Here is a 21,348-nt window from a genome sequence, read left to right on the forward strand (position 1 = left end):
CTTTAAGCCTTTCCTTCCCATTCAAGGCTAAACTGTGTTAAAAATTGTTCCATATAATGATGGCGTTTTTCTGCTATCTCTATGGCAGCATTCGTATGTAATCCGTCTTTTAGCTTTAATAACTTCTCATAAAAATGATTGATCGCTGATGATGGCCCATTACGGTACTCTTCCTTCGTCATCTGTTCACGAACTGCAATGGCTGGGTCGTAGATAGCTTGCTGCTTAGAGCCAGAATATTGAAACGCACGAGCAATACCGATTGCACCCATCGCATCAATCCTGTCAGCATCTTGCACAATTTTCGCCTCTATCGTGCGTAGCTCCATCCCTTTGCTGAACGAGATAGACTGTATAATTTCAAGAATATGATCCACTTGCTTCTTTTCTAATTGTTGTTCTTCCAAGAACTGCTCTACTGCTTGTACCGCTTGTTCTTCGTTTGCTACAAGTTTGTCATCAATCGTATCATGGAGCAATGCAGCCATTTCAACAATAAATACATCTGCCTCTTCCACATGGGCGACTGTTTTGGCTACATTCCTTACTCGTTCTGTATGAAACCAGTCATGTCCAGTTGTATCCTTCTCTAACCTTTGTCTTACCCAATTCTCTGTGTGTTGAAGTATCATCTAAATCCTCCTTCTTTGCTTTGGATAGTAAAAAATGGAACGACATACTATAAAGAAAATAAAGATCACGCTCGGCCAAATCCAACGTGTTGCCAATGATTCATTAAGTAAAAGTAGAATCCCATAGCCGATAAGTGGAAATGTAGCAGCAAATGAAGCCAACTTATACATCATTAGAAATGTTAATTTCCGATCTAGTAATTTTGCTACTGACAAAGCGATTGCAGAGATGGCAGCTATTAAAAAATAAACAGCGCCAGAAAAAATAGGGAAGAAGACAAACATAAAATAGACTAGGTAGATGGGCAATGCTAAATCTCCTAGCGCTCCCTCCCTATTTGAAAACGATTGAACCAGTAGCGGAATACAAATAAAAATAAGCAAAATGCCTATGTAAAAGAACGGGACGCCAATTCTCACTCGGTTCAGTTGAAACACGGCTTTCTTTTTAGGAAGCTGTGCACTAACGTTTACTTGCTGAAGAAAGTCTTTCATCTTAAGTACCTCACTCTACTAACATTCCTCTCTATTTTACATGATTTTCAATCAATATGCGTTCATCAGTCATAGTTTAAATCATTCATTTTCGGGGAACTATTTTTTATCTACTCTGAATAGAATCGAGGGAATGGTATGGATCATTTGTTTAATAAATCTCAGCTTTTAACACGGCTGCTAGATCGGACGAAAGTAGGGGTACTCGTAACAGACCCATCTCAGAAAGATAACCCCATTGTTTACTCAAATCAAGGGTTTACAGATATGACTGGATATGAAGAGGCTGACGTTCTTGGAACAAACTGTCGTTTTCTTCAAGGGGAAGAGACCGATCAAGAAAAAGTAAACCAAATTAGGATAGCTATAGACAATGAAGAATCAATCTCAGTAGAAATTATCAATTATCGAAAAGACGGAAGTTATTTTTGGAACGAATTAAATATTGAGTGCGTCACCCTTGATCGACCAGATGTAAAATACTTTATAGGCATTCAGAAAGACGTTACGGTTCAAAAAGAAGTTGAATTAAATTATTTTGAATCTGTACAGCGAATTGACACGATTTCGACGCCTATTGTTCCACTTGTAAACGGCATTGCAGTTATCCCACTAGTGGGTGAGTTTGGGAAAGCACGCTTTGATCATATGTTTGAAACCGTTACAAAGGAAATTTCCGAGCAAGACTTATCAACATTAATTGTTGATGTATCTGGATTAGAGGAATTTGATGAGTACGTTGTTGAAGGCATTTTCCGCTTACGCGATATTATCCAGCTTGTAGGTACAGATACAATCTTAACAGGCATGTCTCCGATTCTCGCTAAACAATCAGTGGGTCTTCAAGAAACTACATTAAAAGGCATGAAAACAGCAAGCTCTGTAAAATCATTTCTTCGTCATTATTTTAATCAAACATGAAACATTATTGAATGGTATCCGTAGAGAGAGTACGTATATAATAAGGAGGCTACAATATGGGTGATTTTCCTTGGTGGGTGCTTATCCCTTTGGCTGCTATTCTATTCCCTGTTTTTACTACTCTCATAAATAACCGAATGAAATTGAAAGAATTAGAAATGAGGCAAGGTGCTGGTCCTGAATTTGACGAGATTGATCAGAAGCTTGATCAAATTCTTGCCCGTTTAGATGCATTAGAAGAAAGAAAGGAACAGGAAAAAGAATAAGAGCGTATACACTCTTATTCTTTTTCCCAGTAAGTAAGGAAGTCTTGAACTGTTGCGAAACGCTCTTGTCTATTTGTGTGCACGGCTTTTAAAGATGCTTGATAGAGCGTTTCTGAAGCATCCCATTTTTCTCTCGAACGATCTTGCTCTCCTCCAAATAGCGCGAATGCCATTGCACCCATTGTAAACACCATCGTCTGTTGATCAATTTTAGCCCCTCTAACAAACTCTTCTGGTGACATAAAACGTGTTGATCCCCACATCTGTCCCATTTTATTAACATATGGTGTCTTACGATAGAAATCAATGTCACATATACTCAACGTATCCGTTTTAAAGTTATACAATAAACTTCCATCATAAAAATCGATAGATACATAGCCTTTATCTGCTACAAGTTGGTGGAATGATAAAATTTGTATAAACGCTTTTCTCTTTTTTTCAAAGGATAGCTGCTTGAAACGATAAAAGGGTGAATCAGGATGGGTGTACTTTTCTGGTGGAGGAAATTTCCAATGTGGGTGTAAGTTTTCGCCATCTGCCCAACTAAAGACAAGAGCATAGCCATTTGGTCGCTCAATGGCTTCAACGTACTCAATTAATGTAGGGTGATGCAAATCTTCGTACACTCGCCTTGCTTCTTTTAGCCGTTGAATGGCTTCTTCTGTTGAATTCATACCATAAACGGTTTCTGCTCCTGCATACTTTATAAAATAGCGCTTTTTCTCCGTTTCAATCCCAAAGCTGATATTGCCAGAGTCTTGTTGATCAAAAACGGCAAAGACCTTACCGTAGCTTTGTAGCCAACTAAAATCATGCGCTTTTTTCAACTGTATGGCATACCCATTTACTTCTTGCAACATATGATTCCCCCATTTATTTAGTCTTTAAAAATCGTTTACTATCCTCTGTCATAATTTCTTTTCTTCCTAATAGAAATATTCTGACATTCCCTTCTCCTAGTTAAGTCATCACCCTTTTATTATCTCAACAGGATAAAGGGATAGCAAGCTTTTCAAAAAAAAGCAACTAGCGTTTCCTTATCGCTAGTTACCTCTGTAAAAGCTAGATTTCGACTGACTGCTCACTTATATACTTTCCTGCATGCTCACCTGCAAGCTTACCAAATACCGCACCAGACATTAGACCAGAACCACCCGGATAATTATGATAAAACAGTCCTCCAATCATTTCACCTGCTGCAAATAATCCCGGAATTTCGTCTCCATGTTGATCAAGAATATGACCATTTGGACTTGTTCTTACACCTCCAAATGTAAACGTAATACCGCAAGTAACAGGAAATGCTAAAAACGGAGCTTGATCATATGGTAGTGCCCAATTACTCTTTGCCGGGTGTATCCCCTTCGTTCCTTTGCCATCTTTTATGGCCGGATTGTATTCTCCAGGCTGTACAGCTTGATTATAGTTATTGATCGTTTTAACCAATACATCTCCGTCAACACCCATTTTTTGAGCTAGTTCCTCAATGGTATCCGCTTTATAAACCGAGGCTTCCTCAAGCCGATATTCTTTTCGCAAATTTTGAAAAACGTTTCCATCAAATAGTTGAAACGCTTTTTGTTTCGGTTGTTTCAACGTTTCTTTTCCATATTTGGCATAAGTATAATTTCTAAAATCTGCTCCTTCGTCAACAAATCGTTCTCCAGCGGTATTAACAATTAGACCTAATGGATAGGAAGATTTTTTGTAAATGTCTCCAGGTTTAGAGAAATCCCCCGTCGTCGGTGCATAATAATCCGTTGTATGCGCGTGACAACCTTCCCATTGACCATATTTTACGGCACCTAGTTTTAAAGCTAATTCTAAGCCATCACCGGTGTTATATTCCGTTCCACGTACAATGGCATGTTCCCATTCGTCACCTAATTCTTCCTTCCGCTTTGCTGCGTTAGCTTCAAAGCCACCGCACGCTAAGATAACGGTTTTTGCAGTAATTGTCTCTTCTCCCTGCGCAGTGTCGACGATCAATGTAAATTCATTTGGTGATGGCTTATGCAGATCTTTTAATCGAGTGTTATAGGTAATCGAGATCCCTAGTTCTTCTACTCTCTTTAGCAATGACGAAATAAGTCCAACACCTTTATTCGTTGTTTTTAACGGGAGCCCACCCCAAAACTGTTTTTTATCACCATTCATGTAATATTGGTTTTCGTTTAATTCAAAATGAATACCGTTACGTTTCATCCACTTAATCGTCTCAAATGAGCGAGTCACAAGCTGTTGTGCTAATTGAGAATCGGTTTGTCCTTCTGTCACACGTTGCAGGTCGTCCATAAATTCATCTGTTCCGTAATTTGGCATTTGAATCAATTTATCTTCTACCTTTGAGTCATCTGACAATACTTCTTTTAAAGAATTCCAATCCCCATATGCGGTCCGAATTGCACCATCTGTAAAATATGAATTGCCGCCTCGTTTTTGTTTCGGCGCGCGCTCAAGAACGAGTACCTCTTGACCACTTTCTTTTGCTGCAATCGCTGCGCATAAAGCTGCGTTCCCTGCGCCAACAACAACGACTGGCCATTGTTGTTTCTGATGTATTCTATTCATTTACATGTCGTCCCTTCTGTCATGAGGTTTATTACGTGATCAGTGAATTCTTTTGTCGTCGCTTGACCTCCAAGGTCTGGTGTTGCTATGCTACTTTTCAATGTGGCTGTTACAGACTCGCGCATTATGGAAGACAGTAAAGTTAAATCACGGTCGTTCTTTTGTTCACCAAGCCATTCAAACAACAGTGCAGTAGAGTCAATCATCCCAATAGGGTTGGCAATGCCCTTCCCAGCAATATCAGGTGCCGAACCATGTGCAGCTTGAGCCATCACTTTTGAAGCGCTTGCATTAATGGAGCCTGCTAACCCTAAACTTCCAACAAGTTCACCTGCTAAATCTGAAAGGATATCCCCGAACATGTTCTCAGTCACAACCACATCAAAATCAGCCATACGTCTAACGAAATGGGCGCACATCGCGTCAATATGATAATCATCCACTATGACATCTGGGTACTGTTTGCCCACTTCCTGACAAAGAGATAAAAAGAAACCGCTCCCTAATTTGATTACATTTGCTTTATGCACAATCGTTACCCTTTTACGTCGTTGCTGGGCTTTTTGAAATGTAGCATGGGCAATTCGTTCAATAGCTTTTCTAGTAAATACGCCTGTCGTTAGCACAACATCTGGCGTCAACATCATTTCCCCTACACCTTGATACATATTTCGATCAACATAAAACCCCTCTGTATTTTCCCTAAAAATCACGAGGTCTGCTTCTTTTATCACCCCATGAACAAATGGATTCGATTGAATCGGTCGTATATTCGCGTATAAATCAAAATGATGCCTTAGTTCTCCACTTGGATTTCTCAGTTCCTGTAAGTCAACTGGGTAAGAAAGTGAATCGTGAGGACCCATTAACCATCCGTCTAATTCGGATAAACAAGAAATTGTTTCATCTGGCATACTTGTACCAAATTGTTTGATCGCTTCTTCTCCCATTTGTAACGGTTTCCATTGAACTGCTACTCCTGCATGCAAAGCAGCTGCGGAAGCTATAGCTTTAGCAGATTCAACTATTTCGTAACCAATCCCATCACCATGTAGTACACCTAACGTAAGCACAAAAGCACCTCCCCTTTTCGTTCATGCTTTTAGCTTACTAGCGTTAGATCATGAAATAAAATATTAATTTTCTTGCATTTTCAATAAAAATTATTTATGATCTAGCTCCATCGTCTGTATAAAATGAATAAAGCGTTCCACAACTGCTAATCTTGAAGCTTCTTCACTGGCAAGTAACCATGTGCGGCGAATAACAGGCTTCTTGTTTTTAAAATGTAATGGTTTAATATACAGTTGGTCCTTTTCAGATAAAGAAATCATTGGAGCAATAGAGTATCCTAACCCCTGTTTCACCATCTCTTTGCACGTTTCAAATCGATCTAAATCCATCTCTGTATAGGGAGGATCTTCAAAGCGGTCATTCCACCAAGATTTAATAGACTCCGTTAATGACGTATCCGTTCGATAGCTTAAATACGGTTGCATCGGCAGGCTCTCAATCTTCAATTTCGTTTTCGATATGAGCGCGAGTTGTTCTTCTTTCAAAAGCAACTTGATGCCTGGCCATGAAAAATCACTACGAAGAATACCTACATGAACCACATCGTTTTGCAACAGATCCAGAATCTGTGTACTCCACCCCGTCCGGACTTGAAACCGGACATTTTCATATTGATCAGAAAACGCTTTCAACATTTGTGGTAGTAAATATTGTGCATAATTACTAGAGGCACCAATTCGTAACGTGCCACTCACTTCATTTTGCATATTCAGCAGCTGATCTTTCATTTGCTGATACGATTGAATCATGTCACGTGCTTGCTGTGCCAAATAATCCCCTTCAGATGTGAAGCCAATCCCTTTTTTTGTTTTAAAGAAAAGCGAAACCCCTAGATCTTGCTCAATACGTTTTAAACGATAGCTAATCGATGGTTGTGAAACAAACAACTTTTCTGCTGTCTTTGTAATATTTTTATTTTTATAAAGCTCATGTATGAGATGCCAATCTTTTTGATCCAACACTTTCACTCCTTTTTTAAATTGTCCTCATTATACCGCTCATAGAAAAAATTTATAGTGTTTTATAAAATACAACTATTTTACTTATGTTTTGCAATCGCTTACAATTCGATTCAAGAACCAATTCAAGGGGGTTTCAGCTGTGAAGACAAAATACCTACCATTTTTTATTGTTTCATCCTGTTTACTCTTTACCGCATGCAATACCATAGAAGCAAACGATGCAAGTGACCAAACCACAACTGGCGCTTTATACAAGGATAGTGTGATATCCTTTGTTGTTCCTTTTCAAGCTGGAGGAGGAACTGATGTATTTGCTCGGTTTATGACCCCCTATTTCTCGGAACATATTAGTGGCTCTCCTCGTGTTCAAGTTGAGAATATTCCTGGAGGAGGCAGCATTACAGGTACGAACGAATATGCACAAACACGTAAACCAAATGGCAGAAACATTTTAACAACAAGTGGATCATCCCATATTCCTTATATTCTCGGTCAAGGATCGGTTCAATACGATTTATCGAATATGACGCCGATTATTGGTTCCCCATCAGGTGGCGTTGTTTACACCAATCCGGAAAAAGCCGCTCAAGGTGTGCATGAACTTGTTAAGACATCAGGAGAACTTTTCTATGCAGGAATGTCTCCAACTGGTTTAGACCTTATCACTCTTCTTTCTTTCGAGGTTTTAAATTTAGATGTGAAAGCCGTTCTTGGCTATGAAGGGAAAGGTCCTTCACGCGTAGCCTTTGAACAAGGTGAAAGCAATATTGATTATCAAACCACAACTGCCTATAACCGAAATGTTGTGCCACTTGTTGAAGAGGGTAGAGCGGTTCCCCTTTATAGTCTTGGTCAAATCGATGAAAATGGCGAGCTTATTCGTGATCCTCAGTTCCCAGATTTACCTACTATTGAAGAGCTGTACATTGACTTACATGATGAGGTTCCCTCTGGTGAGGCCTGGGAAGCATACAAACAATTTGTCGGTGCTGGATTTACTTTACAGAAAGCCGTTTGGGTTCATGATGACGCACCAGAAGCCCATAAACAGGAGCTTCACTCCTCCATGGTTTCCTTAATAGAAGACGAACAGTTTCAAGCCCAATCCGAAGAAATATTAGAGAACTATCAACCGTTTATTGGAGACGATTTACAAGATCGCATTAACGCGATGCTAGACGTCAACGAAAGTACGATTAATTGGGTACGAGAGTTTTTGTTAGAAAATTATGACGTCGATGTTAATCGTCTGTAAAAGGAGTGCTGTTCATGCTAGAGGCTGCTTGGGAAGCGTTACTGATTGTTTTGCATCCATCACGTATTGGATTTATGTTCTTAGGCATTTTTATTGGAATCTTTGTCGGTTTACTCCCTGGATTAAGTGGAACAGTTGGGATGTCTTTACTCCTTCCCTTCGTATTCGGTTTAGATCCTTTTGTTGGTATGGCCTTGTTAATTGGTATGGTCGCCGTTGTACACACTGGTGATACCTTTCCTTCTATCTTACTTGGCATCCCTGGTACATCAGGTTCTCAAGCTACGATTATGGATGGCTATCCATTAGCTAAGCAAGGGCAGGCTTCTCGAGCTATGGGAGCATCCTTCTTTTGCTCAATGGTAGGTGGAGTTGTTGGTGGGATTTCTTTATACTTAATGATTCCTTTCGCCCGCCCATTAATTTCAGCTTTTAGCTCTCCAGAATTATTTATGTTAACCATGCTTGGCTTAAGTATGGCTGGTTTACTCGCTGGAAAATCACCTATTAAAGGCATCATTTCTGGCTTACTCGGTCTTTTAATAGGCTCTATTGGCAGTGCGCCAGCCGTGGCTGAGTATCGTTATACATTTGGTTCTTTGTATTTATCGAATGGTGTTTCATTGCCTGTCGTAGCTCTTGCTATCTTCGCTTTTCCAATTATGATCACAATGCTTTCAAGTAAAGGAAGCATTACAAACAATCGACCGATTAAAGGCGGAATTATGAAAGGTGTTATAGACTCTCTTCGAAATAAGTTTTTAGTGTTTCGTAGTGCTGTTATTGGCACATTAATTGGATTTGTTCCTGGTCTTGGAGGTAGTGTTGTCGACTGGATTGCTTATGGTGCTGCCCAAAAAACAGTCAAAAACAATACCTTTGGTCAAGGGGATATAAGAGGAGTGATTGCGCCAGAAAGTGCGAACAATGCAAAAGAAGGAGGCTCATTAGTACCTACTTTATTATTTGGAATACCTGGATCAGGGACAACCGCTATTCTGTTAGGTGGTTTAACACTTATGGGACTAGAAGCAGGTCCAAGAATGCTTGGTGCCGACTTGCCTGTTACGTTATCCATTGTCTGGACACTTGTTTTCGCAAATATTTTCGGGGCATTACTTTGCATGGCTTTAATACGACCTATATCGAAAATTAGCTTTATTCCAAGTGAAAAGATTGTGCCGTTTTTACTTGTGTTGCTTATTCTAGGTGCCTATCAATCTAATTTCTCATGGGGCGATATTATCGTTTTTATCGCGATCGGTCTATTAGGCTATATGATGACCATTTTAGACTGGCCAAGACCTCCATTATTAATTGGGTTTGTCCTTGCGATTTCAGCTGAAAGATACTATTGGATTTCCATTGAGCGCTATGGATGGGAATGGCTTACAAACCCTATTGTTATTGGAATTGGTCTTGTTATCGCCTTTCTCTTAACTGGAGGGATGTTAATGAAACGGTTTAGTAAATCCGTTGAGTCAAAAGGAGGAGATATGTCGCTATGAATAAAGACATTTTAAATATTGTTTTTACACTATTTCTCTGCATTGTCTTTGGGAGCGCCGCCATTCTTGCTTTAGAATTTTCTCGACTTGCTCAGTTTTTTCCACTTTATGTATCGGTAGCCGGGACCATACTGTCCATTATTTATCTTATCGTTTTGCTAATTCAATACAATAAAAATCGTCACGAACACGAACGGATTGCTTTTATTAAACCGTTGCGATACATCGGCTGGATCGTTGGTTATATCGGGGTTATTTACGTCTTTGGTATGTTTATCGCAACCAGCTTGTTTATTCTTAGCTTTCTGCTCATAGAAACAACGATGGTTTGGTGGAAATCGCTCATTTCTGTAGTGTGTGTGCTTGTCGCTATTTCCACTGCCAGCCGTTTGCTCGGTGTTTATTGGCCAACAAATATTCTAGGTTTTTAAGGAGTGATAGATGTGAGAGAATTTGAACGTATCCGTGCAGCCATCATACGAGGAGGCACAAGTAAAGGTGTCTATATATTAGAACATGAACTACCTAGCAATCCCGTTGTTCGTGACCAAGTCATTCTTTCGATCTATGGAAATGATAAGCGCCAAATAGATGGATTAGGTGGGGCAGATGCTTTAACAAGCAAATTCGCAATGGTATCGGTCTCTACAAGAGAGGATGCGGATATTGCTTATACATTTGGACAGGTGGGAATTGGCACAAAAACAATTGATTACGGGACAAATTGCGGGAACATTTTAAGTGGCGTTGGCCCTTATGCGATTGATGAAGGCCTCGTTCCTCCAGTCGAACCAATTACAAAGGTTCGCATTTACAATACGAATACAAATAAAATCATTATCGCTCATGTTCCTGTCTTTAATGGACGATCTGTTTTTACAGGTGATTTCTCCATTGATGGTGTTCCTGGTACTGGAGCCGAGATTTTGCTTGAATTCGAGCACGCGGCGGGAGCCGTAACAGGCTCGCTGTTTCCAACAGGAAATCGCAAAGACACTCTCTCTATTTCAACTGGAGATGTTGAAGTAAGCATTCTCGATGTGACGACTGCTGTTGTTTTTATGCATGCTCAGTCCATTGGGCTAAAGGGAACTGAATTGCCGGCACAATTAACCGTTGAGCAACTTTACCAGCTTGAAGAAATTCGGAGCGAGGGTGCCAAACTGCTCGGATTTGTTAAAAAGAGAGATGAAGCAACAGCGGTTACACCAGCAAGCCCTAAGCTGATTCTTGTACGTGAACCATGTGCGTATCAAACCACAGCAAATGCGATGATTAGAAAAGATGAGGTTTCATTTGTTAGTCGTGCTATGTCTATGCAAAAAATGCATCATGCCTTTCCTGTAACGGGTGGTTTATGCACGGCTATCGCCTCGAAGCTAAAAGGGACTGTAGTAGCAGATGTGAATCATGCTAAACCATCCTCCAGTATAACGATTGGTCATCCGTCTGGCACGATGGGGTTTTCTGCAGAAGTGGAAGAACAGGAATATGGAGAGCCGATTATTAAACAAGCTGCTGTTGCACGAACGTCTCGAAGGTTAATGGAAGGCTATACGTATGTCCCTCGTTCTATTTTTTGGCAGTCCTCATGAGCTTGTCTGTTATGTTAGGATGAATAGCACTTGTTTACATTGACGCCCTTAGGGTCAACATCTATCATTTGTTCTAAAGGGGTGTTCTGATGAGATTTTACTTGGCATCATCGTTTCGTAACGTGGAAGCTGTCCGCATGCTAGCTACTTCTTTAAAAAAGCTTGGCTACACGCAAACATACGACTGGACTCAGCACCAGCGTGCCTCAGAAGTTCATGAGTTAAAAGCGATTGGCGAGCTTGAAAAGCAAGCTGTTGAACGAGCCGATTTTTTTATTTTACTATTGCCTGCAGGAAAGGGGAGCCATGTGGAATTAGGGCTTGCGCTTGCACATCATAAGCCGATTTTGATTTACTCTCCCCCAGGAACAGTCGTCGACCCTTCAACGTTCTATTATCTTAGCGGTGTTACACATCGTGAAAGTGAGCTAAACGATCTTCCTGCCATTATTGACGAATGGGTTCGTTCAACGTAACGAGCCCATTTCCTTTTTTAAGGTACTTTAGCTAGGTTAATAATCGCTCGTAGTAAACAAACTGCTGTTCCTTCCCTTTCCACATAAATATTTCTTTGTCACGCCTTACTTCATAAAAACCGTTTTTTACTAGTACTGTTTGAGACGCTATATGAGCCGAAGTGGTTTTCGCTGTTAGTTTTTGCAAATGAAGATGACGCTGCGCTTCTTCTATTGCTAACGCAAGGGCTTTTTTAGCATAACCTCGACCTGAAAATGCTTCTCCTATCCGATACCCTACATCTGCCGTTTCACCACTTATCGTTAGATTAAGACGACCAATAAGTGTTCCTTCCTTGTTGAAAATCAGATAGAAAAGACCTTGCCCTCTTTCCTCTTCCTTTAATAATTGCACTAAGCTATGACGAAATACTTCTTTTTGATAAAAGGTTTCTCCGCGACTCGGTACCATCGTTTCAAAATATATGCGATTCGATTGTTCAAACGAATATAACGTTGTTTCATGTTCTTTGCGAAGTCTTTCTAATTTCAACTCCTCTTGGACTGTTCGGATAGACTGAGTTTGTCGATTCGACTCGTTCGGTAAGGTTTGATTCGATTTTTCACTTTCTCGTTCTTGTCGCTCCATTGCATTCTCTCCATTTCTTCTTGTTATGAAAATGTAATCTCACGTTCTGATCGCTAAAAAGCGGGTTTTCTCAGGATTAATTTATTTGATAGCATTTGTAATCAACTTTCGAAGCACGTATAATAATGCTACAATCCAATCTAGTAAACTGGTTATCTCTAAACCATCTAAAGAACGAACTACATCTAGGGAGTGGAAAGGATGAAGAAACGCCTCAATTTTAAAAGTTGGCTAATGAACGCTGTCACCACCTTTGCGGCTCTACTCGTCCTATTGTCAGGTGCACTTGTGTTCGTTGGCTATAAAGCAACGAATCCAGCAATCCGACTCCTTGAAAGCAATCCTAGTCATTACGATCTTGCCTATGAGGAAGTTCAATTCTCAAATAAATTTGACCAAATCTCCTTAAGTGGTTGGTGGATTCCATCGGAGCATAATTCCTTGTTTAATACGGATAAAGCTGTCATTTTTGCTCATGGGTATGGATACAATCGTACTGAAATGCCATTTAGCCCACTACAATTAGCCAGCCGCCTAAATAAAGAAGGGTACCACGTGTTTATGTTTGATTTTCGAAACTCAGGTATGTCTGAGCAAGCACCGACAACATTTGGTGGGAATGAAAAAACAGACTTATTAAGCGCCATTGATTATGTAAGTGACACATACGAAGTAGAGGATATCGCCTTGATGGGTTGGTCTATGGGCGCCGTAACTTCCATTATGGCAGGAGCAGAGTCTGAACAAGTGAAGGCGGTTATTGCGGACTCTCCCTTTGCCAACTTAAGTGAATATGCTGCTGAAAGTTTTCAATATTGGACTGGGTTACCAAAATCATTTGCAACAGGAACCACTCGTGCCATCGGTGTCATGGTACCTGGGTTTAACCCAACTGATGTCACCCCGTTATACGCTGCTCAGTCGTATCCAGAAGATAAAGGGTTGTTTCTGATTCACTCTATGCAAGACGGCGCCATTCCTTATTCCGAATCTGAAGCTATTCATCAGAGTGCTTCTGGAAGCGAACTTTGGCTCCCTGAAAAAGGCGGACATATCCGTAGTTACTTTCATTTCGAAAGTGAATACGAAGAACGGGTATTGAACTTTCTAGACCGTCATTTCATTAAGCATGAACCATTTATTTCTGATCCGATATACTTTTCTTAAAACCTTGTTGACCTAATTGGTGAACAAGGTTTTGTTTTCATTTTCTCATAAAATTCATTCAACCACTTAAATGACACATGTCATTTATTTTTAATGACAGCCGTGTCTAGTTTCACTTAAAGCTACATTTTATACTGATACTCAAGCTATACTAAAAGGAGTGAATGATGACCCTAGAGAGGATGGCTTGCTTTTGTTTTTTTACCCGCGTAATCAGCTCAAATTATTTTTTTTAGACTTAAGTATATTTGCTTTTTTATTGTTTATCTTGCTTCAAGATGAGTCTGAACTTTCTTATTTCATTCGCATACTTGCCTTTATCCTTATCCTCTTCTTATATGTTATCACATTGAACTTCAAGAAGTGGCTACATGTTCTAAGTAGTTTACTAGGCATTTTGCTGTTCACCTTTTTAGCTATTCAAACAAGTCCAAATCTGCTTATCTACTTATTTGTTTTTTCAGATGCCAGCGGGAATGTAAAGATTACACCCTATATTTTGCTTACCCAAATCGGATTGGTATTGAGTTACGTAACCGTATCTAGCATTTCCTATGGGGACCCTTTTGCTTTTCTTACAACGATGTTCTTCCCCTTTCTCTTTCTTCAGCTAGCATTACCATACGTTATTCGAATGATTAAGCGTACACAAAGTTTGGAGAGGGATCTAGCTGTTGTTAATAAAGAAATTGAGTCCCTAATTAAAGAAGAAGAACGAAACCGAATAGCAAGGGATCTACATGACACTCTTGGTCATACCATGGCAGTGATTAAATTTAAAAGTGAGCTAGCCATTCGCCTAATGGATCAAGACTCGAAACGAGCAAAACTTGAAATGAAAGCTGTGCTAGAGGAAATAAAGGGTGCTTCTAAACAAGTACGAGAGGTAGTATCAGAATTAAAGCACATACGCATTCAAGATGAACTACTACACGGTGATTCACTTTTCAAAGGAACCTATATCAACTACTTCATTACTGGTCAGCACTCCATTCCCCAGTTATCAGAAGTAACAGAGTCCATGCTAGCGCTTAGCATTCGAGAAGCTCTGTTAAATTGTTACAAGCATAGTCGAGCCGATCGCGTTCATGTCCATTTTTCACTAAAAGATGCTACCCTGACGTGTGAAATAAAAGACGACGGCGTTGGACTGCCGCAAGAACGAGATCTTGATGGCACAGGTATACAATCTATTCAAGAACGAATGGCTTTCGTTAATGGGAAAAGCGAATGGAATCAACCTACCACTGGGAATGGTGTTACGATCACTCTACTCTTGCCAATAATTGATAAAGGAGGGAACGCTCTATGATTCACATTTTCATTGCTGAGGATCAAACGATTCTGAGGGATGCATTAACTTCTCTCATTCATTTAGAGGCCGATATGAACGTCATTGGTCAAGCTAGGACTGGAAAAGAGGTACTAGCATCTCCCATCATTCAAAAGGTAGATGTTCTCTTAATGGACATTGAAATGCCAGAAGGAACAGGTCTTGAAACAGCAGCTAAACTGAAAGACATTGGTTTTAACGGTAAAATTGCGTTACTTACCACTTTTTCTCGTGCAGGCTATATCGAATCTGCCATGCGAATTGGTGTAAATGGCTATTTGCTAAAAGATGAAGCGATTGAAGATCTTGTTCATGGCATACGTCGGGTGTACAGGGGTGACACCGTTGTTTCACAAGCACTTCACCAGCAATTGTTTCAACTTCAACACAATCCTTTAACAGAGCGGGAACAACAACTACTATCTTCCATATTGATTGGGAAAACGACCGAAATGATGGCAAAAGAACACTTTCTGTCTATTGGTACTGTCCGAAATTATTTATCTACTGCTATGCAAAAATTACAAACAACAAATCGATTTGAAGCAGCGCAAAAAGCAAATGAGAAAGGTTGGTTAACATCATGAAAGGAGTTATGTTGGAATGAGTTTAATTGTGAACTATGGAGGAATTGTTTTTATTACTCTAGAGGTTCTCTCTTTACTTTGTCTGTTGTTGTTCGGTTTAACACGATATTGGTTCAACCGCAAAGCCTTAAGCACTCTCTTTATATTTTTATTTATTTTTATTACGGTTTTAGAAGCGGTACTCGCTTGGTTACTTTATCGAGAAACAGGAGAAATCTCTTCTTTACAAATTATTATTACCATCTTTGTTCTTTACGCCGTTACTTTTGGTTACCAAGATTTTCGAAAACTTGATCGTTGGATGAAGAAAAAAATTGGTCAATGGCGTGGAGTCAACTTACTAACGGCTGACGATCATCGCGCAGTTGAAAAACAAAAAGATCCCGCATACAAAGCAAAGCACTATCGACATACTGCTTTTATTCATATCGGTATTTTCTTAAGTGCACAAGTGATTTTCTTTTCATTAGGAACAGAATCCATTGTTGAAGCCTTTTCTTATCTTCAAGATTGGTCCTGGTTAAACGGGGAGACACCGATTCAATCTACCCCCTATCCAAATGAAACCATTTATAGTATTTCCATGATTTGGGGCATTGTCTTTGTCGTCGATATGATCTATTCATGGTCATACACCCTTTTTCCACAAAAGACAAAAACGTTTTAGCAGTCTTATTTTGTCTGTCTATTTCTTCTCTCGATCCATATACTTCATTATAGAAGCGATACGAGGAGGGAAATCAACACATGAGCATTGCGCCGCCACGACTCAATCAAGGTGACACGGTAGGTATTGTTACGTTAGGTAGTCCACTTTCAGCTGACACCATTCGTACTCGAATTGATTATTTAGAACAGCTTGGTTTTAACACCCTTTTAGGCGAAAGTGTGTTTAATCGAACAGGATTTTTAGCTGGGTCTGCCGAGAGTAGAGCGAATGACTTTATGAGTATGGTGTTAAATCCAGACGTAAAATGGATATTGCCAACCCGAGGGGGGGTAGGCGTCGCAGGTATGATCCCTTATCTTGATTTCACACAAATTCGCGATAATCCTAAGATTATTTCTGGCTACAGTGATATAACAATCCTTTTAAATGCACTCTATCAATTTGCCAATCTTATTACATTTCAAGGGTTACTTTTAATTGATTTTCGTGATAGTACACCGGCTTATAATTTTGATCAATTTTTTTCAGCGACAATGAATGGGAATGCGCCATACTTATTCCTCAACCCCCCTGGGATACCTTTGCAAGGAAAGGTTGATGGAGTCGGAACAGGTGAACTCATTGGCGGTAATTTAACGTCTTTTGTTGATTCGTTGGGTACACCTTATGAAATCAATACGAGGGGAAAAGTCATCTTTCTTGAAGATACACACGAAGCAACGAATACGATTTATCGCTATTTAGCTCACTTAGAAGCAGCAGGGAAATTTGAGGATTGTGAAGCTATTCTGATGGGGACATGTACTGATTGTCCAGTTTCCTACAATACAAGTTACCAAGACTTAATCGAAACGTTTATTGTCCCTTTAGGCAAACCTTTAGTGACCAATGTTCAATCGGCGCACAATTATTACAAAGGAACATTACCTATTGGTGCGAATGTTCGAGTTGATGGTACCAATGGAACCATTACCGTCCTAGATAATACTGTAGCCGACCGCTAATAAAAAAACACGGCTGAGACAGCGAAACGAAAGGTGAATAGGCCCTGTGAATACCCTCCCTACCTATAAAAAAGGGACTTCTAATTTGGGCTAGATTCATCTTTCTTTTTTCAGCAACAGCAGTGAACTCACTATGCAGGTATGGTCTAAGATCCTTATAATGTCTCAAATTGCTTTTTAAACTAATCACTCGTAACCTCATACGTTAGTAAACCTCTTTCTTCATAGAGCCAATTTCTGTATACTTTTATGTAAGCGCTTTAAAAATAGAATGGAGGCTAGACATGACTACTTTTACTGACGATCAACTTTCACAACTAAGCAAACTTGCAAAGAATACCTTAATTGAACATCTTGGCATTACATATAAGGAGATTTCCCTAGATAAAGTCGTTATGACCATGCCAGTAGGGCCAAATGTGCATCAGCCCTATGGGGTTCTCCACGGTGGCGCCTCTGTTGTGCTTGCCGAAACAGCCGCTTCTATTGCTACAGCCATTAACATTGATCAAGAAACCCATGTTTGTTTTGGTATGGAAATAAACGCGAATCATATTCGTACTATGGCTGACGGTCTCCTTATTGCCACAGCCACTCCTTTTCACAAAGGTCGCTCTACAATGGTCTGGCATATTGAACTAACAAATGAAGAAGGAGAAACCATCTGTATTTCGCGTTGTACTGTATCTGTAAGGAAAAAAAAGTTAACTAGCAACAAAAAAAGAGGCTGGGACATAAATAAAAGTAGTATTTGAAAAGAGGAATAGTCTAAAATATGCTGAGTAGCACCGCTACAGGAGAATCCTTCGCTTTCCGGGGACACGGCCTCAGCCTCCTCCGTGGAAAACCGCCACTCCAGAGTCTTCAGACACGTGCTGATCCCCCAGGAGTCTTCGGATTCTCCTTCCGCTTATGTTCATATAAAACAAACGACGAACGTTCCTATTTTCAGGAATGTTCGTCATTTTGGTCTGTCTATCTACTTTTGTCCCAGCCTCTTTTTGATCTTATACCGGGCTTAATTCTTCTCTTGGATGGTACTCTTCTGTTTCGTCTACTTCTTCAGAGATTAATCCAGATAATACATGCACTCGCAAAATAATCCCTTCTAATTGCCCTTCCTCTGTAACCACAGCTAACGGAAAAGCAGATGTTAGTGCTTTAGGTATTAAGTCCGTCACATAGCAATCTTTGCTAACTCGTTGAATATCCTTTGACATAACGTCACTTAAAGCTTTCTTTTCTTTAATGCCTTTAATAGCTTGATCGATTGTAAGAATGCCTTTTAACAACTGATGATCGTCAACAACAAAGACACTTGATAGCCCATTTCGCTTCATTTCTTTTACTGCCACATTCAAACCGTCTTCTACAGATACCACCGCGTTTGGTTTCATCATAATATGTGAGGCTTGAAACACTTTTGAACGGTCAATGTCTTTTATGAATTCGGAAATATAATCATTTGCAGGGCTTTCCATAATTTCTTCTGGGGTTCCAATTTGAACTACTTTTCCATCTTTCATAACGGCTACTCGGTCACCAATTTTAAAGGCTTCATTTACGTCGTGGGTAATAAAAATAATCGTCTTTTGAAGGCGTTCTTGAATGTCAAGAAGCTCACTTTGCATCTCTCTACGAATGAGTGGGTCAAGTGCACTAAACGGTTCATCCATCAATAAAATGTCAGGGTCATTTGTTAATGCTCGAGCAAGCCCTACCCGTTGCTGCATGCCTCCTGATAGCTCGTCTGGATACTTATGTTCATACCCCTTTAACCCTACGATTTCGATATTTTTCATCGCAATTTCGCGCCTTTTTGCTTTAGGCATTTGTTTAATTTCTAATCCATACTCGACATTTGATAAAATGGTTCGATGGGTGAACAGTCCAAAATGCTGGAAAACCATTGCGATTTTATTTTGACGTACTTTTTTTAATTGGCTGTTTGAGTAAGCGACAATGTTTTCTCCATCTAATACAATTTCTCCATCTGTAGGTTTGTTTAATAAATTAAAGCATCGAATGAGCGTTGATTTACCACTTCCAGAAAGACCCATAATAACAAAGGTCTCTCCTTTCTTTATATCCATAGAAGCATCATAAACACCAACAGTATGGTTTGTTTTTGCTAGTATTTCTTCCTTTGTCATCCCTTGTTTAATCATAGGAATCACAGATTTCGGCTTTGGTCCAAAGATTTTTGAGACATTCTTAAGTGAAATTTGAATGGTCATGACGTCACTCTCCTATGTCTTTGAATTTTATTTGCAAATCCATTTGTCATTCGGTCAATGATAATGGCAAGAAATACAATACTAAGTCCCGCCTCTGCACCTAGTGAAATGTCAACGCGATTAATGGCTACTAGTACTTGTGCTCCTAATCCACCTGCTCCAACCATCGAAGCAATAACAACCATCGCTAGTGCCATCATAGTCGTCTGGTTTACACCAGCCATAATCGTTGGAACGGCTTGCGGCAGTTGCACTTTCCATAATGTTTGAGCTTTTGAAGAGCCGAACGATTGAGCAGATTCAACCATTGCAGGACTGACGCCTCTAATAGCCAATTCAGTTAAACGCACAACTGGCGGTACTGCATAAATAATCGTTGCGAAAATAGCCGATACATTCCCAAGTCCGAAAAAGAAGATAGCTGGGATTAGATAAATAAAACTTGGCATCGTCTGCATGGCATCAAGTATAGGACGCATCACGATTGAAAAACGATGACTAAAGGCCATGATAATACCGAGTGGAATTCCTATAATTAAGCATATTAAGACAGCGGCTATTATGATGGCTAAAGTCGTCATCATTTCAGACCATAGCCCAAATGCGCCAATGATAAAAATAAAAGCACCATAGATGAGACCAGAACTCCATTTTTGAAAAAACCAACCAAGTGCAATCACAATGAATATAAATAGCCACCATGGAAATAAGTCGAGGAAATCATTTATACCGTTAATGGTATTGACGCTTATAAAATAAATAAAATCAAATACACCTGCACCGGCTTCTGTTAGCCAGCTAATAAATGCATCGATATAGTCCCCTAGATTTAAACGAATATCTGGAAAATTGTTCATCGTCTCACGATACACGTTGGTGTATCCATTCACCTCGTTTCGGAAAATTCGAAAACACTAAGCAGGCTAGCGTACAGCTAGCCGCTTCTTTATTTAATCGCATTAACTACTTTTTCAGCGATATCATCTGGTAACCAACTTGTCCATACGTCTTCATGCTCTTCTAACCAACGCATAGCTGCTTCTTCCTCAGTCAATCCATCTTCTTCCATATATAGTAATGCTTCTTCTGTTAAAGCACTGCTCGTTTCGTAATTTTCAAGAAATTCAACAACATCAGGTGCTTGGTCTGGAAGGTGTTGATTCACAGCAACCGTTACATCGTTTGGCGGAAATTCAGTCGAACGGTCTTCTTCCCATTGATCTTGATTGTATTCATCTTCTTCAAGTAATGTTAGATCGTACTTCGCTGTAATGCCAGTTGGTTCCCAGTAATAACCAACCCAACCTTCACCAGCGTCATAAGCTCGCACTAAATCTGTTACCATACCTGAATCTGAACCAGGGGCGAACAAATTAAACGTTTCACCAAGTTCGTATGTTTCGAATTTCGTTGAGATATCATCATAAATCGCCCAATCACTTGGAGCGTTCAACACTCGTCCCTTAGAAGAATCCTCTGGGTCAGGAAAAACATCTGGATAGTCCACAAGCTGATCCACTCGACGTAAATCTGGCGCTAAAGGCTCGATCCCTCTTTCTTCATCTCCTTCAATGACATAGGTTGGAACGTATAAGCCTTGAACATTGTCATCAAAATTTGTTGATACTTCAATGATGTCGCCTGATTCAATGGATTCATCGTAAAGGTCTCGAATGTTATCTGTCCATACTTCCATATAGACATTAATATCACCATCACGTAACCCTTGTACAGTTGCTGCAGTAGATCCCATTGTTGTATCTGTATCCATTTCATATCCTTCTTCAATAATAGTCTGAGCGATAGCATTATGAATTCGAATACTCTCCCACCCTGCATCGGCAAACGTAATGACCGAGAGTTCATTTGCACTGTCAGCGCCATCACCGCATGCCGACAGCAGGGCGATTGCCGCTACTAGACTTACACTCGTACCTAAACTTTTCTTTTTCATTTATTTACCC

At 39.9% G+C, this 21,348-nt stretch carries 23 protein-coding genes; 13 read left to right on the forward strand and 10 right to left on the reverse strand.

Features of this window, described 5'->3' with window-relative positions; genetic code table 11:
- Nucleotides 1-2 precede the first annotated feature (2 nt).
- On the reverse strand, nucleotides 3-632 hold the full coding sequence (locus BK583_RS16030) for an HD domain-containing protein (RefSeq protein WP_038477661.1): 630 nt from the start codon (nucleotides 630-632) through the stop codon (nucleotides 3-5).
- Entirely contained in the window at nucleotides 633-1,127 is a 495-nt protein-coding gene (locus tag BK583_RS16035; RefSeq protein ID WP_038477659.1) for a hypothetical protein, read from the reverse strand. It abuts the gene before it with no gap.
- 138 nt (nucleotides 1,128-1,265) lie between these two features.
- Here BK583_RS16035 and ytvA point away from each other — a divergent pair, with 138 nt between their 5' ends.
- Both ytvA and BK583_RS16045 read left to right on the forward strand, forming a co-directional pair.
- Entirely contained in the window at nucleotides 1,266-2,048 is a 783-nt protein-coding gene (ytvA, locus tag BK583_RS16040) for a YtvA family blue-light photoreceptor (RefSeq protein WP_055735678.1), read from the forward strand.
- Nucleotides 2,049-2,104: 56 nt separating this feature from the next.
- Nucleotides 2,105-2,314, forward strand: a complete 210-nt coding sequence (locus BK583_RS16045) for a hypothetical protein (protein WP_038477653.1) — start codon at nucleotides 2,105-2,107, stop codon at nucleotides 2,312-2,314.
- Nucleotides 2,315-2,328: 14 nt separating this feature from the next.
- Here BK583_RS16045 and BK583_RS16050 read toward each other — a convergent pair whose 3' ends face one another.
- The 4 genes from BK583_RS16050 to BK583_RS16065 form a co-directional block, all read right to left on the reverse strand.
- The gene (locus BK583_RS16050; RefSeq protein ID WP_055735677.1) at nucleotides 2,329-3,177 is read right to left on the reverse strand and encodes a protein kinase domain-containing protein; all 849 of its coding nucleotides are present in this window, start codon (nucleotides 3,175-3,177) and stop codon (nucleotides 2,329-2,331) included.
- A 202-nt stretch (nucleotides 3,178-3,379) separates the two neighbouring features.
- On the reverse strand, nucleotides 3,380-4,888 hold the full coding sequence (tcuA, locus tag BK583_RS16055) for an FAD-dependent tricarballylate dehydrogenase TcuA (protein WP_055735676.1): 1,509 nt from the start codon (nucleotides 4,886-4,888) through the stop codon (nucleotides 3,380-3,382).
- On the reverse strand, nucleotides 4,885-5,961 hold the full coding sequence (locus BK583_RS16060; RefSeq protein WP_055735675.1) for an isocitrate/isopropylmalate dehydrogenase family protein: 1,077 nt from the start codon (nucleotides 5,959-5,961) through the stop codon (nucleotides 4,885-4,887). The genes tcuA and BK583_RS16060 overlap by 4 nt, the downstream gene beginning before the upstream one ends.
- Nucleotides 5,962-6,051: 90 nt before the next feature.
- Nucleotides 6,052-6,921, reverse strand: a complete 870-nt coding sequence (locus BK583_RS16065) for a LysR family transcriptional regulator (protein WP_055735674.1) — start codon at nucleotides 6,919-6,921, stop codon at nucleotides 6,052-6,054.
- Nucleotides 6,922-7,063: 142 nt separating this feature from the next.
- Between BK583_RS16065 and BK583_RS16070 the strand changes: the two genes are divergently transcribed.
- The 5 genes from BK583_RS16070 (at nucleotide 7,064) to BK583_RS16090 (ending at nucleotide 11,758) form a co-directional block, all read left to right on the forward strand.
- Nucleotides 7,064-8,179: a Bug family tripartite tricarboxylate transporter substrate binding protein gene (locus BK583_RS16070; protein WP_055735673.1), complete on the forward strand. Its 1,116-nt coding sequence runs from the start codon at nucleotides 7,064-7,066 to the stop codon at nucleotides 8,177-8,179.
- A gap of 14 nt (nucleotides 8,180-8,193) precedes the next feature.
- Nucleotides 8,194-9,687 carry a tripartite tricarboxylate transporter permease gene (locus BK583_RS16075; protein WP_055735672.1) on the forward strand — a complete coding sequence of 498 codons (1,494 nt, stop codon included), beginning with the start codon at nucleotides 8,194-8,196 and terminating at the stop codon, nucleotides 9,685-9,687.
- Nucleotides 9,684-10,118, forward strand: a complete 435-nt coding sequence (locus BK583_RS16080) for a tripartite tricarboxylate transporter TctB family protein (protein ID WP_055735671.1) — start codon at nucleotides 9,684-9,686, stop codon at nucleotides 10,116-10,118. Before BK583_RS16075 ends, BK583_RS16080 begins: the two co-directional genes overlap by 4 nt.
- 12 nt (nucleotides 10,119-10,130) lie before the next feature.
- A complete protein-coding gene (locus BK583_RS16085) occupies nucleotides 10,131-11,282 on the forward strand; it encodes a 2-methylaconitate cis-trans isomerase PrpF family protein (protein ID WP_055735670.1) in 1,152 nt (383 codons plus the stop codon).
- Between the two features lie 89 nt (nucleotides 11,283-11,371).
- Entirely contained in the window at nucleotides 11,372-11,758 is a 387-nt protein-coding gene (locus BK583_RS16090) for a TIR domain-containing protein (RefSeq protein WP_055735669.1), read from the forward strand.
- A gap of 31 nt (nucleotides 11,759-11,789) precedes the next feature.
- Here the strand turns inward: BK583_RS16090 and BK583_RS16095 are convergent, their stop codons facing one another.
- Nucleotides 11,790-12,386, reverse strand: coding sequence for a GNAT family N-acetyltransferase (locus BK583_RS16095; protein ID WP_055735668.1), 597 nt, complete (start codon nucleotides 12,384-12,386; stop codon nucleotides 11,790-11,792).
- A 201-nt stretch (nucleotides 12,387-12,587) separates the two neighbouring features.
- Between BK583_RS16095 and BK583_RS16100 the strand changes: the two genes are divergently transcribed.
- From BK583_RS16100 to BK583_RS16125, 6 genes are all read left to right on the forward strand, one after another.
- The gene (locus tag BK583_RS16100; protein ID WP_038477627.1) at nucleotides 12,588-13,553 is read left to right on the forward strand and encodes an alpha/beta hydrolase; all 966 of its coding nucleotides are present in this window, start codon (nucleotides 12,588-12,590) and stop codon (nucleotides 13,551-13,553) included.
- A gap of 193 nt (nucleotides 13,554-13,746) precedes the next feature.
- Entirely contained in the window at nucleotides 13,747-14,865 is a 1,119-nt protein-coding gene (locus BK583_RS16105; protein ID WP_038477624.1) for a sensor histidine kinase, read from the forward strand.
- Nucleotides 14,862-15,473, forward strand: a complete 612-nt coding sequence (locus tag BK583_RS16110; protein ID WP_038477621.1) for a response regulator transcription factor — start codon at nucleotides 14,862-14,864, stop codon at nucleotides 15,471-15,473. The genes BK583_RS16105 and BK583_RS16110 overlap by 4 nt, the downstream gene beginning before the upstream one ends.
- Nucleotides 15,474-15,489: 16 nt before the next feature.
- The gene (locus BK583_RS16115; RefSeq protein WP_055735667.1) at nucleotides 15,490-16,140 is read left to right on the forward strand and encodes a hypothetical protein; all 651 of its coding nucleotides are present in this window, start codon (nucleotides 15,490-15,492) and stop codon (nucleotides 16,138-16,140) included.
- Nucleotides 16,141-16,220: 80 nt separating this feature from the next.
- Nucleotides 16,221-17,147 (forward strand): S66 peptidase family protein, encoded by a 927-nt coding sequence (locus tag BK583_RS16120; RefSeq protein WP_055735666.1) that lies wholly within the window; start codon nucleotides 16,221-16,223, stop codon nucleotides 17,145-17,147.
- A 284-nt stretch (nucleotides 17,148-17,431) separates the two neighbouring features.
- Nucleotides 17,432-17,902 (forward strand): PaaI family thioesterase, encoded by a 471-nt coding sequence (locus tag BK583_RS16125; protein WP_055735665.1) that lies wholly within the window; start codon nucleotides 17,432-17,434, stop codon nucleotides 17,900-17,902.
- Between the two features lie 252 nt (nucleotides 17,903-18,154).
- Here the strand turns inward: BK583_RS16125 and BK583_RS16130 are convergent, their stop codons facing one another.
- The 3 genes from BK583_RS16130 to BK583_RS16140 all read right to left on the reverse strand — a co-directional run bounded on the left by BK583_RS16130 (nucleotide 18,155) and on the right by BK583_RS16140 (nucleotide 21,338).
- A complete protein-coding gene (locus BK583_RS16130) occupies nucleotides 18,155-19,384 on the reverse strand; it encodes a quaternary amine ABC transporter ATP-binding protein (protein ID WP_038477611.1) in 1,230 nt (409 codons plus the stop codon).
- The gene (locus BK583_RS16135; protein WP_309546732.1) at nucleotides 19,381-20,256 is read right to left on the reverse strand and encodes an ABC transporter permease; all 876 of its coding nucleotides are present in this window, start codon (nucleotides 20,254-20,256) and stop codon (nucleotides 19,381-19,383) included. Before BK583_RS16135 ends, BK583_RS16130 begins: the two co-directional genes overlap by 4 nt.
- A gap of 74 nt (nucleotides 20,257-20,330) precedes the next feature.
- Nucleotides 20,331-21,338, reverse strand: coding sequence for an ABC transporter substrate-binding protein (locus tag BK583_RS16140; protein ID WP_055735664.1), 1,008 nt, complete (start codon nucleotides 21,336-21,338; stop codon nucleotides 20,331-20,333).
- Between the last annotated feature and the right edge of the window lie 10 nt (nucleotides 21,339-21,348).

This window comes from Shouchella oshimensis (assembly GCF_002019765.1).
Lineage (GTDB): Bacteria > Bacillota > Bacilli > Bacillales > Bacillaceae_D > Shouchella > Shouchella oshimensis.